The 13723-nt window shown below is 43.2% G+C and carries 10 protein-coding genes; 5 read left to right on the plus strand and 5 right to left on the minus strand.

The genetic code is table 11. From position 1 onward, the window contains the following. Nucleotides 1–149 precede the first annotated feature (149 nt). From ITG09_17495 to ITG09_17505, 3 genes are all read right to left on the minus strand, one after another. Nucleotides 150–1898, minus strand: coding sequence for a formate--tetrahydrofolate ligase (locus tag ITG09_17495; GenBank protein UPR54747.1), 1749 nt, complete (start codon nt 1896–1898; stop codon nt 150–152). A 294-nt stretch (nt 1899–2192) separates the two neighbouring features. Then, nucleotides 2193–3497: an inosine/guanosine kinase gene (locus tag ITG09_17500; protein ID UPR54748.1), complete on the minus strand. Its 1305-nt coding sequence runs from the start codon at nt 3495–3497 to the stop codon at nt 2193–2195. Nucleotides 3498–3625: 128 nt separating this feature from the next. After that, nucleotides 3626–4102, minus strand: a complete 477-nt coding sequence (locus tag ITG09_17505) for a CreA family protein (GenBank protein ID UPR54749.1) — start codon at nt 4100–4102, stop codon at nt 3626–3628. A 248-nt stretch (nt 4103–4350) separates the two neighbouring features. On the opposite strand from ITG09_17505, the gene ITG09_17510 reads away from it, so the two are divergent. From ITG09_17510 to ITG09_17520, 3 genes are all read left to right on the plus strand, one after another. Then, nucleotides 4351–4845, plus strand: a complete 495-nt coding sequence (locus ITG09_17510) for a hypothetical protein (GenBank protein ID UPR54750.1) — start codon at nt 4351–4353, stop codon at nt 4843–4845. A gap of 60 nt (nt 4846–4905) precedes the next feature. After that, on the plus strand, nt 4906–6714 hold the full coding sequence (locus tag ITG09_17515) for an HD domain-containing protein (GenBank protein UPR54751.1): 1809 nt from the start codon (nt 4906–4908) through the stop codon (nt 6712–6714). 303 nt (nt 6715–7017) lie between these two features. Next, on the plus strand, nt 7018–7743 hold the full coding sequence (locus ITG09_17520; protein UPR54752.1) for an HAD-IA family hydrolase: 726 nt from the start codon (nt 7018–7020) through the stop codon (nt 7741–7743). 402 nt (nt 7744–8145) lie between these two features. Here the strand turns inward: ITG09_17520 and ITG09_17525 are convergent, their stop codons facing one another. Both ITG09_17525 and ITG09_17530 read right to left on the minus strand, forming a co-directional pair. After that, nucleotides 8146–9570, minus strand: coding sequence for a methyl-accepting chemotaxis protein (locus tag ITG09_17525; protein ID UPR54753.1), 1425 nt, complete (start codon nt 9568–9570; stop codon nt 8146–8148). A 148-nt stretch (nt 9571–9718) separates the two neighbouring features. Next, on the minus strand, nt 9719–10942 hold the full coding sequence (locus ITG09_17530) for an amino acid permease (GenBank protein ID UPR54754.1): 1224 nt from the start codon (nt 10940–10942) through the stop codon (nt 9719–9721). 780 nt (nt 10943–11722) lie between these two features. Here ITG09_17530 and ITG09_17535 point away from each other — a divergent pair. Together ITG09_17535 and ITG09_17540 are read left to right on the plus strand one after the other, a co-directional pair. Continuing rightward, complete coding sequence (locus tag ITG09_17535) at nt 11723–12334, plus strand: DUF479 domain-containing protein (protein ID UPR54755.1); 612 nt, start codon at nt 11723–11725, stop codon at nt 12332–12334. Between the two features lie 57 nt (nt 12335–12391). Continuing rightward, nucleotides 12392–13663, plus strand: coding sequence for a DEAD/DEAH box helicase (locus tag ITG09_17540; protein UPR54756.1), 1272 nt, complete (start codon nt 12392–12394; stop codon nt 13661–13663). The last annotated feature ends 60 nt before the right edge of the window (nt 13664–13723 follow it).

Genomic DNA, 13723 nt, shown 5'->3' on the forward strand with positions numbered 1-13723 from the left:
AGACAAGATTCGCATATAACTACGACTTTAGTGCAACTATTTGCACTTGGTCTTGATTGTTGAGCAATCACTTCGTTAGGAAATGATTGCTCATATAGAACGCAGAACTGAAACTTGGGCGAAATTAATCGCGATTAATTGCCGTTTATCTAGCTTAGGCCGACGATATTTCCATTACTATCAATATCTAACGACATGAACGCCGGTTTGTCAGGTAAGCCTGGCATGGTCATCACATTGCCGCACAACGCATAAATAAAGCCAGCACCAGCACACAATTTTAGTTCTCTAACAGGCACGTCAAATTGAGTGGGAGCACCTTTTACGTGCGCTTCTGTCGAGATCGATAGTGGCGTTTTTGCCAAACAAACCGATAGGTCGCTATAGCCATGCGCTTTGAATTCAGCCAGTTGTTTTTTAGCCAGCGGAGATAGCGAAATACTTGCTGCGCCATAACCAACTTCAGCAACTGCCATCAGCTTTTCTTCTAAGCTTTGCTCTGAGTGATACAAAGGCTTAAATTCAGTCTCTTTTTGGCAAGCTTTTACTACAGCGTGAGCCAGTTGAGTCGCCCCTTCGCCACCTTGACCAAATGCTTCGCTAACCTCAACGCTAACGCTTGGGTCGAAGTCCGTGATCATCTGTTTCAAAGCATCTAGCTCTTGAGCTGAATCTTGTGGGAATCGGTTAATCGCAACAACTGCAGGCACTTGGTATTGCTTAACGTTGTTGATGTGCCATTTAAGGTTCTCAAACCCTGCAACAAGCGCGTCTTGGTCATCATTAAAGATTGAATCTGGTAACGGAGTTCCTGGTCTCAAATCGTATAAACCAGAGTTGGCTTTTAATCCACGTAATGTTGCGACCACTACGGCGCAATCCGGCTTCTTGTTCGAGGCTTTCACTTTGATGTTACACGCTTTCTCAAAGCCCATGTCAGAGCCGAAACCGCCTTCGGTTACCACAAAGTCACTCAGCTTTAACGCTATCTTATCGGCGATAATTGAAGAGTTACCATGTGCGATGTTTGCGAATGGCCCAGCGTGAATTAGGGTAGGAACGCCTTCAAGGGTTTGCATTAATGTCGGTTCAATAGAATCCTTCATGGTTACGGTCATTGCACCTGCAACGTTGAAGTCATCTGCGGTTAATGGCAAGCCTTGGTTGTTGTAAGCAAGTACCACTCGTCCGATGCGCTTTCTTAAATCTTGAAGGTCATCAGCTAAAGCAAGGATAGCCATCAGCTCTGAAGCGGCTGAGATATCAAATCCATCCTCACGTTCAAAGCCATTAATTGTTTTGTCTGCTTCGTTCTTGCCAACCGTGATCATGCGTAATGCGCGGTCATTATGATCAAGTACACGTCGCCAAACGATTCTAGTTGGGTCAATATCCAATGCTTTTAAGCCTGAGCGCGCTTCAAAGGCTTCTAACCCTTCACGTTGCTCATGATACAAACGAGCGTCAATAGCGGCAGAGGCGAGGTTGTGAGCAGCCGTAACAGCATGAATGTCGCCCGTCAGATGTAGATTTAATTGCTCCATAGGAGCTACTTGAGAGTAACCGCCACCTGCAGCACCACCTTTTACACCAAATACCGGACCCATAGAAGGTTGGCGAATGCAGGCCATAGCCGATTGGTTAATCTTTGTGAGGCCTTGCGCTAATCCGATAGTGGTGACGGTTTTACCTTCACCAAGAGGCGTGGGTGTGATAGCAGTCACCACGACTAATTTACCATCTTGTTGGTTTGTGAGGCGTTCAAGTGATGTGAGAGACACTTTAGACTTAAATTGCCCTAATGGCTGATGTTCGTTGTGGTGCAGCCCAGCTTGCTTGGCAACCTCACTGATGTTTTTAAGGGGGGTAGAGCGACAAATATCAATATCAGACAGCATATTTGATCCTTATATCAGAACCGAAAGGTGGTACGTAAACGTTTGCGTGGCGATAGTACTGTATAAATTTGCCAAGTAAAGGCAAACCACACGAATTATGTGCTGGAAGATAACAGATCTAAAGAGTCATTGCGCGAGATCAAATCTTAAACGAGCAAAATATTCGATTTGATTACCTTCCGCTGCAGTTATATTGGTGTTGAATACAAAAAGGGCTGCATATAGCAGCCCTTCAAGGAATAGGTTATCTAGTTGGTCATCAAACTCAATGAGTCAACAACCAGACGTGGTTGATTAACGATCCCAGTATGTTTCTTCTAAGCTATCTTCGCGTTCAGGTAGTGCACGAGAAAGGCGAGGAGAGTGTTGAGTCAACACTTCGTAGCTTACACGGTTTGCGTACTTACAAATTTGAGACAGTGAAGAATAAGTCAGACAAGCGTGCTCGTGTTTCTCTGAGTTTGGCACATTCACGTGGTGGTAGCTGTTTGCTGCCATGTCGTGAAGTAGTGCTGAAAGTGCACCATCGCCAGCGCCATTGGTGTTCTTAATCTCAAGTGGGCCACCTAGGTAAGGGCCAATGTGAGAGTACACTTTTACTGGGTCTTTACAGTCTTGCTTGCGCATCGCACGGCTGAATTCATATTTGTTGAACTCAGGGATGTTACCCGGTAATAATGGTAGTGTGGTTTCGCGTTTTGCTGGTTCGTCAGTGTAACCTGCCATGTATAGGCCAATTGGGCCAGCAGTACATAGAACTAGGTCAACCCACTCAAGTGCTTTGTTAGCAGCTAGCAGAGGATCTTTTTCACCCGTTAGCGCTTCACCCTCGTCTTCGTTCATCGCGACGATGGTTACGTTTTCTTTCAGGTATTCTTGCCACCATTCAGAGTTACCTTCGATCACATACTTAGTACCAAGTGTTAGTACAACAGGCACATTGTGTGCTTTCGCGTATTCAATCGCTTTTTGTACCGCTTTTGGCATCGGATCTTCAGGTTTACCACGCATTAGGTATGACGACACAACCAATGCAGACGCTTTCTCGAACACTTTTTCAGGAATGCTTTCTGGAAGAAGTTGATTCATGTGTCCTTCGTTGATCGCAAACGTACGTTCGCCATCTTCGGTAATTAGTGTGTAACAACGACCAATTGGACCATCAACAGTTTGTAAGTGGTTTAGATTCATACGAGAAGAAGTACGGCAAAGGTAACGATAACCAAATGAGCCAACTTCAATCTTCTTAGACATAACGCCAAGCAGGACTGATTTGCTGTCTGCAAGTACGGAATAGTTGTGCAGTGTGTTGCCGATAGTATCGCCAGGGTATTGATGCGTGATCAAACCGCGCTCAACTAACTCTTCATACAGCGCATCTGCTTTACTTTCTTCCAATACTAGTGAGTGACCTTTACTCAGCTCGTATTTTTCTAGGAACTCGTTGTCAACACGGGCTTCGATGTCAACAATCGTTTGACCTATACCGACAACTGTTGCGCGGTGTAGCTTAGGTGTTTGTTGAATTTGGTTGACCAACGGATCACGTGCGTGAGTTGGAAAGTAGTGCTTAGATTTACGCTGTCCAGGAAACTTCATATGAAAAATACAGTGAAAAAATTTTGCCGCATGATATCACATTTTGTTCCTGTTTCTTTCATTTTTATTACATTTTGAATTACCTGCACAATGTCTGTACAGGTAATTCGGTTTACTTTCGATTAAGGCTATTGAGCTGGAACAAGCGTTGCTGGATCTACGTAAGCCTCTGTACCCCAAAGCGGAACGGTTGAAAGGCTATGTTTGAAACTGCCTTCCGTTTCTTTGGTGGTATAAGACAAATAAAGCAGCGACTGATTCTCTGCATCGTAGATACGACGAACCTTCATTGTTTTAAAGAAGATACTTTTCGATTGCTTGAATACCACTTCACCAGACTTACTCTTGTCTATTTGAGCAATCATTTCTGGTGTAATTTCACCTGTTTGACGACAAGAGATAGAGCTATCACTTGGATCAGAAAGGCTAAGATTTGCTTCGATTGATGCGATATGACAGGTAACACCCGCTATTTTATCGTCATCCAATGAAGACATCTTGATATCCTTCATTGTGAAGAAACCCAGTGAGACGTCGCCAACCTCGTTGTCCGAACAGCCAGCTAACATTGTTACGATACCTGCTGCTATTAAGGCTTTTTTCATAAGAAGTCCTTTTTATTTATATAGTTCTGTTTACTATAAGGATATTGAAAGCTTGAATACGAGTGTAGAGCTTTTCGTTAAGTTCTTAAAGGATGTTGTTGGATAATGAAAAATATGAAGCATTTAAAGTACTTGTTGGCATTGGTCATGCTCTGTATGCTCTCTGCTTGTAGCTCGGCACCTCAGCCGACCGTATGTCTTCCAAATAACTGCGATATTTGGGGATACTAACCGTAGGTACTAAAAGAATGAATAACGAAATACCTGAAATTGCACACAAGAAAAACCAATGGCTCTTTAGCCAGCTCGATATTGCTTACCCCGCAAAAGAGAGCCTCCTCGGCCGTGAACTTTATCAGAGCAAACTCCCATCCAAGACATACCAACTCCTAGCACAAGATCAAACTCCTTCTCAAATCGATGAACTGCATAAAGTCGATTTCCATAAATTGACTGTGTTATTTTCGCTTAACCAAGCAAGCGTTTACCAAAATGAAGCCGAAAGGGCACACATGCTTGAGTTCTTGAGCCAAATTATGCTGTCTGACGATCATGTCTTATATGTTGGTACTCAAAACGGGGAAGTTGTGGCGAGCGCTATCGTCACAGAAGCGGATGGCTCCCTACTGATCTCGGATGTCGTTGTTGGAAATGGTCAAAGTATCAACAGCTTTGCTAAGCAGTTACACGATTTTTGGGCACAAGATCATGCTTCTTGCGATAAAGTGTGGATCGAGAACTAAAGATTCTTTGACAAAGCGTTAATCTAAGTACAATACCCCGTCTTATTTCAAGGGTATTGTATGTACAAGCTATTGATATCAATCGCTGTATTGTGTGTTAGCGCTTATTCTTCACTCAGCTTTGCTAACGACTGGGATATTAAACGCATCCTAGTTTTACACTCATACGAACCTTCTTATCAATGGACTGCTGACTTCCAAAAAGGGATAGACAGTGCGTTCAGCCAGTCTCAAACCGAAGTTAAACTCTCAATCGAGTATTTGGATTCAAAGCGTGTCCACAGCCCAGAGTACTACGACTCTCTCGCGAACTATTTACGTACGAAATATGCAGGTTATAAATTTGATGGTGTAATTGCGACGGACGATAACGCGGCCAATTTCCTTGAGTCTCTGCGTAATTTGATTGATCGCTCCACACCTGTCGTTGCTGCCGGCATCAATGATTTCAGCACCGACATGTACGCGGTGTCTGACAGAGCAACCGTGCTTTACGAGAACGATCAGATAGACGTTAATATTAAGCTGATCTCGAAATTAAGACCTAATCTAAAGAATCTCTATTTTGTAAATGATTACAGTGTCACGTCTGAGCTAATTCACAAAGAAATGAACAGAATGATGGCTGAATTTCCAAATATTAACCTCATAGAAATTCGCGATCTCTCGCTTGAGCATACGAGCCAGTTTTTGGAAGGGATCTCTGCGGACGATGCGGTATTGCTCAGTCATTACAACACCGAGTTGAAGCAAGGGGTTTACCACACTTACCAAGAGATTGCGGATACTTTGTCAAAAGCGAGTGCTGCTCCGGTGTTTGCTTTGTGGCAATTCTATATTTCGGGTGATGTGCTCGGTGGATACGTTAATCACTCACAAAGCATGGGTGAAGAGGCTGTTGATGCGTTGGATAAATACCTTTCTCTTGGTTTTATGACGCCGTTAACTCCCGGAGACAATAAGCGTTTTGTATTTAATTACCCTGCAATGAAGCGATACGGGATTAGTGCAAACGTGCTACCTGACGAAGCGGTTTTCATTAACGAGCCTTCATCCTTTATTCGCAAAAACTTCCAGTTGTTATTGGGGGTGTCGATGGTGTTTGCGGGTTTAAGCCTGATCATCTTGATGCAATTTGTCACTCTGCGGCAAAAGAAAGAGTTGGCCAATAAGAACAAACGAATCTTAAAACTGCAGAAACAAACCTTGAATATCCAAAAGGATATGATTCATGTTCTTGGAGAAGCGATTGAAACCCGCTCTGGCGAAACTGGTAATCACGTTAAGCGTGTCGCGAAGTTGTCTGCGTTGCTTGCTAAGTATTGTGGCTTGAGCCATCGCGAGGTCGAGATGATTGAGATCATCAGCCCAATGCACGATGTGGGTAAGATCTCTGTCCCTGAATCGATCTTGGATAAACCCGGGAAATTAACCGACCAAGAGTGGGAGGTGATGAAGCTTCATACTACGGCTGGCTATAACTTATTGAAGAGCGGAGCGGGTGATATTACCAACTTAGCGGCAATCATTGCCAACGAACATCATGAACGTTGGGATGGAGCAGGATACCCGAATGGCAAAGTGGGTGATGAAATACACCTGTTTGCTCGTATAACAGCCGTAGCCGATGTATTTGATGCGCTGCTTAGTGCGCGTTGCTACAAAGAACCGTGGCCGTTAGAGATGGTGGTCGATTTGTTCGAGCGAGAGTGTGGCTACCAGTTTGATCCTCAGCTGACTAAATTGCTACTGAAACACTTACCCGAGTTTGTCGCTATCCGAGATTCGTATCCCGATACTGGAACTATAGAATATGCGTCTGCACCTTCAGTTGAAGCTAAGGTATTAGAAGAGTCGGTTGCTAGCTAACTGTCGTTCTATCTGAGTAGCCCATAAGCCTTGTTTTTTATCGATTCACCACGATCCTGATAGGAAGTGGTGATTTATATTTTCTTCTGAAATTGAGTCGCTTATGTAAACCTTGCAGTGTTTGGTTTGGTAGAATCTGAATTAATTTGATGAAAACTGTTGCTTATGCCGAGCGATAAAGTGATCAACCCCATATTTCGCGAAGAGAAATAAGCCGATGTCTGTAAACTGTTACCTCAATCATCTCGCGCATTGAAAGAACACTATAGGATAAAACTTGGATTCAATCTTAGTGAGATACCTATGCGGTTAGAACAGACTAAATGTGTGATTTTCGATTGTGACGGAACACTTATCGATAGTGAAAAGCTGTGCTGCCAAGCTTTGGTTAATGTTTTCACTGGCTTTGGGGCGGAGTTAAACGTTAACGACTGCTATGCGCACTTTCAAGGTGGGAAGTTGGCTGACATCTTAATGGATACACAAGAACGTCTTGGGCTATCTATCTCAATTGATACACTTGAACCGTTATATCGTGCTGAACTAGAAGGACTGTTCCAGCGTCATTTAAAGCCGATGGACGGCGCTATCGACCTTATTGAATTCCTCAAACAACAAGACATCGAGTTTTGTATTGCTTCCAATGCACCAAAATCTAGAGTTGAATCTTCATTGGCGATGACAGGCATGATCGACGATTTCAAAGGTAAAGTGTTCTCAGCTTTTGATGCTAACAGCTGGAAGCCAGAACCTGATCTGATTATGTACACGGCAATGAATATGGGCTTTCTACCGAATGAGTGCATCTACGTGGATGATACGTTAAAGGGGATTGAGGCTGGTGTTCGTGCGGGTATCCAATCGTTTCGATTGCGTCCAAATATTGATGAAGCGACCGTAGATTCCGAAGCCGATTCACCAGAATTCGCGGCTCAGGATATCTACAGTTTAGAAGAAATTTCAGTTTGGATTAATGGCAAGCACTGCTCAAATGGTGGTATATCGAATTCTGCAGCTTTGGTGGGGTAGAGCCTAGTTGAAGGCTGACTACCTTACTAAATTGTTTGGTGTGGAAACCACAAGATGCACAAGTAAACTTCTCTCCACTTTCTGAAAGCAGATACTCGTCGTGTTGGCACAAAGGGCATGTAATGTCGTCGGTGTTTGGTGCTTCTGTTTTATTCATTATGTGTCACCTGCAGCAAGAGGGTAAGCGAAAAAGACCCGTTCAATTAGATTACCCCTAAGCTCGAATATTAAACAGTTCTTACGCTTCTTAATCTTTCCTTTGCGACTTGCTTCATGGTAATTGATAATGTCATCGTTATTGACCATAGTTTTTGTAATGTTAATAACGCAAATAAAAAAGGACCCATTACGAGTCCTCATTAGTTTGTTTTCAATTCACGCCGCTAGTACGCCAGTTGAGCCTTAAGTACGGTATCGTGCCAACGTCTGAGACAGAGAAACCGACGCTTCTGTTAACTTAGATACGCCATTTGAAGAGTTTTGAGCCACGTCTTTAATCACATCAGATTGGCTGCGAATATCGTTAAGTTCTGCTGCAATCGTATTGGCAACGTTACTTTGCTCATCGGCTGATGTTGCGATTTGGATACTCATATCCATCAGTGCTTGAGCAGAACCTGCAATAGAGTTTACGTCGTGACCAATGTCCGAAATCAGCTGGCTACTGGTTTGCGCTTGATCAACTGTTTGTTCGGTGATCTTCGCGATATTTTGACTCTCTTGCTGCAAGCGCTCAATCATCGCTTGGATTTCTACCGTAGCCGACTGAGTGCGACTTGCCAGTGTTCTTACTTCATCAGCAACAACAGCGAAACCACGGCCTTGTTCCCCCGCACGAGCGGCTTCAATCGCAGCATTCAAAGCAAGTAAGTTAGTTTGCTCTGAGATTGCGTTGATTGTCGTGATGACTTCGTTAATTTGGCTTGTGTTTACATTCAAGCTGGTAACAGAAGATGAGGTTTGCTCAATCAAAGAAGAAAGGGTGGTGATTTCTGATATTGCCTGTTGAACCTTCGCGTGACTATCGTTGATTTGCTGCGCGTCTTGCTCTGTTTGTTCAGTTGAGCGTGCAGAAATGTTAGAGACTTCGTTTGCCGAAGCTGTCATCTGATCCATTGCTGTCGCTACAGAGTCTAGAGAGGCGTTTTGGCTCATAATTTGTGTTTCGCTGCGCTTCATTTCTGTTTCGAAAGATGCTGACGTATCACTTAGCGTTGCTGCACTGTGGTTTACGTTGTTGACTAACTCACTGAGCGTGTCCATTGAACGGTCAAGAGCACAACCAATCGTGCCAAACTCGTCACGGCCAGGGTGGAAGCCAAGGCGTGATGTTAAGTCACCATCACCAATCTTTTGAGTCGTTGAGTAAAGAACCCAAAGAGCACCACCCAGAAAAGTCGCTACCCAGTAACAGAAAAGACCAAAAGGCACACACCACAAAAAGCTCAGTAATAAAGTGTACAGTGCTTGCTGCTTTTGATTCTGTATATCGTTAGTTGAAACGGTAAGTGAGTAATAGTTGCCATCTTGTGCGAGTGCTGTGGCAGTCACCGAACCATTGTTTGAAATAGTGGTTTGTTGTGCGCGAGTTTGCTGGCTAACAGAGCGAACAGAAGCAGGGGAGTCTGAAGCTGATAAAATGCCTCGCAGTTGATACTCGACCTGCTGTTTTGCTGTTACGTCAATGTGTTCCATTTTGTTGACGTAGTTCAGTCCAGCTAGGCTTGCCAAAGCGGCAAAGAAGATTAAAAAAATGACCCAAAACTTGTCGTTGATCGACATTTTGATAAACAGTTTGTCTATCGTTCGAAATTGTACTTCTTTCATAAAAACTCCACGGTAAATCCTTTACCGTGGACTCTAAATAACCGACCTCAATAAAAATGTGACTTCAATCGACTAATTGTGAAAATTGATGATAGTGACATGTCATTTATGAGATCTAAGTCAAGTAAGTTAGTTCTGTATGGGTTTATTAGCCTAACGAAGGCAGTAACCCCACTGAAATAAGAATTTGAATGGCAATGATAAACACGCCAATGCTTCCCGCTAAAAACAGCGCTTTGCTACCGCCTAATACTTGGTAACTGGCTTCTGCAGATTGAGGTTTTACAGAGAAATCAGTGTAGCGAACCTTATAGACCATCACTGTTGGTAACAGAATCGCAAGCACTGAAAGTGCAATGGCAGCATAACCCAAAGCCGTGATGAAGCCTTGTGGGTAAAACAAGGCAAAACCCAGTGGCGGCAAAAAGGTGATAGCGGCTGTCTTAACACGTTTTGCGCTACCTAGTTTCTTGCCCAGTGAGTCGCCCATGAATTCAAATAAACCCAAGCTCACGCCAATAAAAGATGTCAGCAGTGCAAGGTCCGCAAATACACCGACGATCACGCTTAGGTTAGATTGATGAACAGTTTGCGATAGTGAGACTAAAAGCGCGCCCAAGCTTGTATCTGACAATAGTTGTTCTTGGCTAATCACACCTAAAGTTACACTCTGCCAGAAAACGTAGATAACCAAAGGCAATGCAGAGCCAATAATCATAACTTTACGTAAAGAGCGAACATCGCCATCTAGGTATCGAACGATTGATGGGATGCTGCCGTGGAAACCAAAAGAGGTAAACACAACAGGAATTGCCGCAACAATCAGGCCTTGCTGCAATGGCATACTCATTAGGTACTGAGAGGTAATGTTTGGCGCTAAGAAGCTAAGTACCAACACCATTGCAATTAGCTTTAAGCCAAACAAAACACGGTTAACTTTATCAACACTGTGCGTACCAATCGTCACAACACCGGCAACCAACAGAGTAAATAGAAGCGTGGTGATTTGACCATTGAGTTCGATACCCGCGATATCCGAAATTCGTTGGTTAAATTGCGCACCGCCGCCCGCTATATATGCCGCACACAGAGCGTAGAAAAGAAACATCACCGCGAAGCTCGCAATCCACTTTCCTTTTGTCCCTAAAATGGTATGAGCTAACGTGTGTAGGGTAGCGTCAGATTCTGCGAATTGGTGAAGCTCTACCATTAATAGAGCCGTAAAGGCCATCAATGCCCATAAACCCAGCATCAAGAAAAGTGAAGTTGAAAAGCCAATACCTGCAGAAGCAAGTGGAAGAGCGAGCATGCCAGCACCAATGGTTGTGCCTGCAATGATCAAAGTACTACCAAAAACCTTTGATTTATTCATTGTATATAATTCTTTACGTTAGGGTGTGTTTTCATTGTAATTCTTCTAGCTTAAGCGCATAAACCCAAAGAATATCTCGATTTTGAAGTATTCTGATTGAGTTTAATTCTAAATGCAATGCTTATTGTAATTAAAATTATCCACTGTAAATTAATATTTACACACTGGGGCGTCACAGTATTCAAATGACCAAAGCAAACGTTTGACCATGATCGGCTTCAAAATTTGTAGAGTAATTTGTTGTACTTGGTGTAAGCTGGCAGTACATATGTCGTTCGCGTATACCCCTTTAACGTAAACAAGCGTTAATGATCGCGAGTAGCTTTTAGCTATGAATATGGAATGGGTAGAGTAGAGTGCGTTCATCAAAGTGACATAATATAAGTCCAAGATGGTGCACTAGTTAATAGGACATCATGTCCATATCAAGGAATAGAGGGGGCACAATGAGTGACCAATCTTATAATGACGAAAGTCTAGAGTTGTTAGATGCTATGGAAATTGGCATTGATTTGTCTGACTATGAACAGACAGTGAAACAGCTAGCAGAAGAGCTTTTCAAGTCTTCGAACTAAGCTTTTTAAATCTTTAACTCGTTTCAACTGAAACGTTTTTGAAGCTAAAAGTTTTCTTAGCTAAAGCTTCTCAAAGCAAGCAATTCTAAACTGAGCAAATCTTATTCGCTCACACGTCATACCAAAACTATCCTCATTAAAGTTCGCGAAGATAAACGAGTACGTTTACCATGTTACTTAGTTCTCGATACTTTAATGAGGTTCAATGAACTTTCTCGCACACCTTCACATCGCCAAGCATTGTAACAGCAACTTAGCAGGTAACCTGTTAGGTGATTTTGTTAAAGGCGACCCTAATAAACACTATTCTGATTCCCTTTCTGACGGCATTAGGCTTCATCGATTTGTTGATAGCTATACTGATCGTCATGATGTATCTCGTTCTGCAAAATCGCTTTTCTCAGATCAAACACGACGCTTTGCACCTATCGCACTCGATGTATTTTGGGATCACTGCTTAGCCAATCATTGGGCTCAGTTTTCCCAGCAGACATTAGAGCGTTTTTGTTTCGATAGCCATGAGCAGATCTTTGAACATCAAGAGCCACACTGGCCAGAAAGTTTCGTTATAGTTCATCAGAAAATGGCTGAACACAGATGGTTAGAGAGCTATCAAGACATGTTATCTATAGAGGTGGTATTGCAGCGAATGGCGTTGAGAAGGCCCAAGCTCGGTATGCTCGAGGCATGTTACGATGACCTCGAACGTCACTATGATACGTTGCAGTGTCACTTTAATGAGCTTTATCCCAACGTTTTAGAAGAAGCGAAGCAGTTTAATGCGCTTCAAATGAAGAAAAATCAAAAGGAAAGGTAAACAGCGTAATGCAGGTTTGCTACAATCCGCGCCTATTTAATCTTTGAGCATCATACCATGTCTGAATCTACAAAATCTTTTAACCAACTAGGATTATCTGAGCATCTTCTTGCCACGCTATCAGAGCTTAATTTCACGGCTCCTACCAGCGTTCAAGAACAAGCGATTCCATTGGTATTAGAAGGCAAAGATGTACTGGCTGGTGCTCAAACGGGTACAGGTAAAACGGCCGCGTTTGGTTTGCCGATTATTCAAAGATTAATCGAGACTAAAGATAACGTTATTCCAAACCCTAAGTTAGTCCGCGCCCTTGTATTAGTGCCAACGCGTGAGTTAGCACAACAGGTGTTTGATAACGTAACCAGTTACGCGAAAGGTACCGACATTAAAGTGGTTGTCGCTTACGGCGGGGTTAGTATGAAGGTGCAAACTGATAACCTACGTGGTGGCGCAGATATTCTTGTCGCGACGCCTGGTCGTCTTATTGACCATATGTTTACCAAGAACATCATGTTGAGCCAAACGGAAGTACTAGTACTGGATGAAGCTGACCGTATGTTAGATATGGGTTTCATGCCTGACATCAAACGTATTCTTTCTCGCATGAACGAAGTACGTCAAACCCTGTTCTTCTCTGCAACGTTTGATAACAAAATCAAAGCGATTGCACACCGTATGATGCAAAAGCCGAGTGAAATTCAAGTTACGCCAAAAAACAGCACTGCTGAAACCGTAACACAGATGGTTTACCCGGTAGATAAGTCGCGTAAAAGTGAATTATTAGCGTATTTGATTGGCTCAAAAAACTGGCAACAAGTGTTGGTGTTCACAAAAACTAAGCAGGGCACTGATGCTCTGGTTAAAGAGCTTAAGTTAGATGGTATTAAAGCGGCATCAATCAATGGCGATAAGAGCCAGGGTGCGCGTCAAAAAGCACTGGACGATTTCAAGTCAGGCAAAGTTCGCGCGTTGATCGCAACCGACGTAGCAGCTCGTGGTATTGATATTCAACAGCTAGAACAAGTTGTTAACTACGATATGCCATTTAAAGCGGAAGATTACGTTCACCGTATTGGTCGTACAGGTCGTGCAGGTAATAGCGGTCTTGCTATTTCATTGATGAGCCAAGATGAAGCCTACCTACTGGGCGACATTGAACGATTACTGGATACGCGTCTGCCTCAAGAGTGGCTAGAGGGCTTTGAACCAAGCTTAGACAAAGATCTCGCTCCTGAACGCGGTGGTCGCAGTAAAAGTCGTTCATCAGAAAAACGTAAGATGAAAGCAAAGCTTAAGATCCATCAAAATCGCGGTAAAGCACGTCGTTAATACCGACCAAAAGAACTCGATTAAAGATCTATACATATAAAAACGCGCCGTCACAGTTGG

It is taken from the genome of Vibrio cyclitrophicus, assembly GCA_023206055.1.
GTDB classification, from domain to species: Bacteria; Pseudomonadota; Gammaproteobacteria; order Enterobacterales; family Vibrionaceae; genus Vibrio; species Vibrio cyclitrophicus_A.

What these genes read in the sequence shown, in the direction of transcription:
- ITG09_17495 (UPR54747.1), bottom strand. Translation starts at nt 1,898, where the DNA reads ATGCTGTCTGATATTGATATTTGTCGCTCTACCCCCCTTAAAAACATC.
- ITG09_17520 (UPR54752.1), top strand. Translation starts at nt 7,018, where the DNA reads ATGCGGTTAGAACAGACTAAATGTGTGATTTTCGATTGTGACGGAACA.
- ITG09_17535 (UPR54755.1), top strand. Translation starts at nt 11,723, where the DNA reads ATGAACTTTCTCGCACACCTTCACATCGCCAAGCATTGTAACAGCAAC.
- ITG09_17525 (UPR54753.1), bottom strand. Translation starts at nt 9,570, where the DNA reads ATGAAAGAAGTACAATTTCGAACGATAGACAAACTGTTTATCAAAATG.
- ITG09_17500 (UPR54748.1), bottom strand. Translation starts at nt 3,497, where the DNA reads ATGAAGTTTCCTGGACAGCGTAAATCTAAGCACTACTTTCCAACTCAC.
- ITG09_17510 (UPR54750.1), top strand. Translation starts at nt 4,351, where the DNA reads ATGAATAACGAAATACCTGAAATTGCACACAAGAAAAACCAATGGCTC.
- ITG09_17530 (UPR54754.1), bottom strand. Translation starts at nt 10,942, where the DNA reads ATGAATAAATCAAAGGTTTTTGGTAGTACTTTGATCATTGCAGGCACA.
- ITG09_17505 (UPR54749.1), bottom strand. Translation starts at nt 4,102, where the DNA reads ATGAAAAAAGCCTTAATAGCAGCAGGTATCGTAACAATGTTAGCTGGC.
- ITG09_17515 (UPR54751.1), top strand. Translation starts at nt 4,906, where the DNA reads ATGTACAAGCTATTGATATCAATCGCTGTATTGTGTGTTAGCGCTTAT.
- ITG09_17540 (UPR54756.1), top strand. Translation starts at nt 12,392, where the DNA reads ATGTCTGAATCTACAAAATCTTTTAACCAACTAGGATTATCTGAGCAT.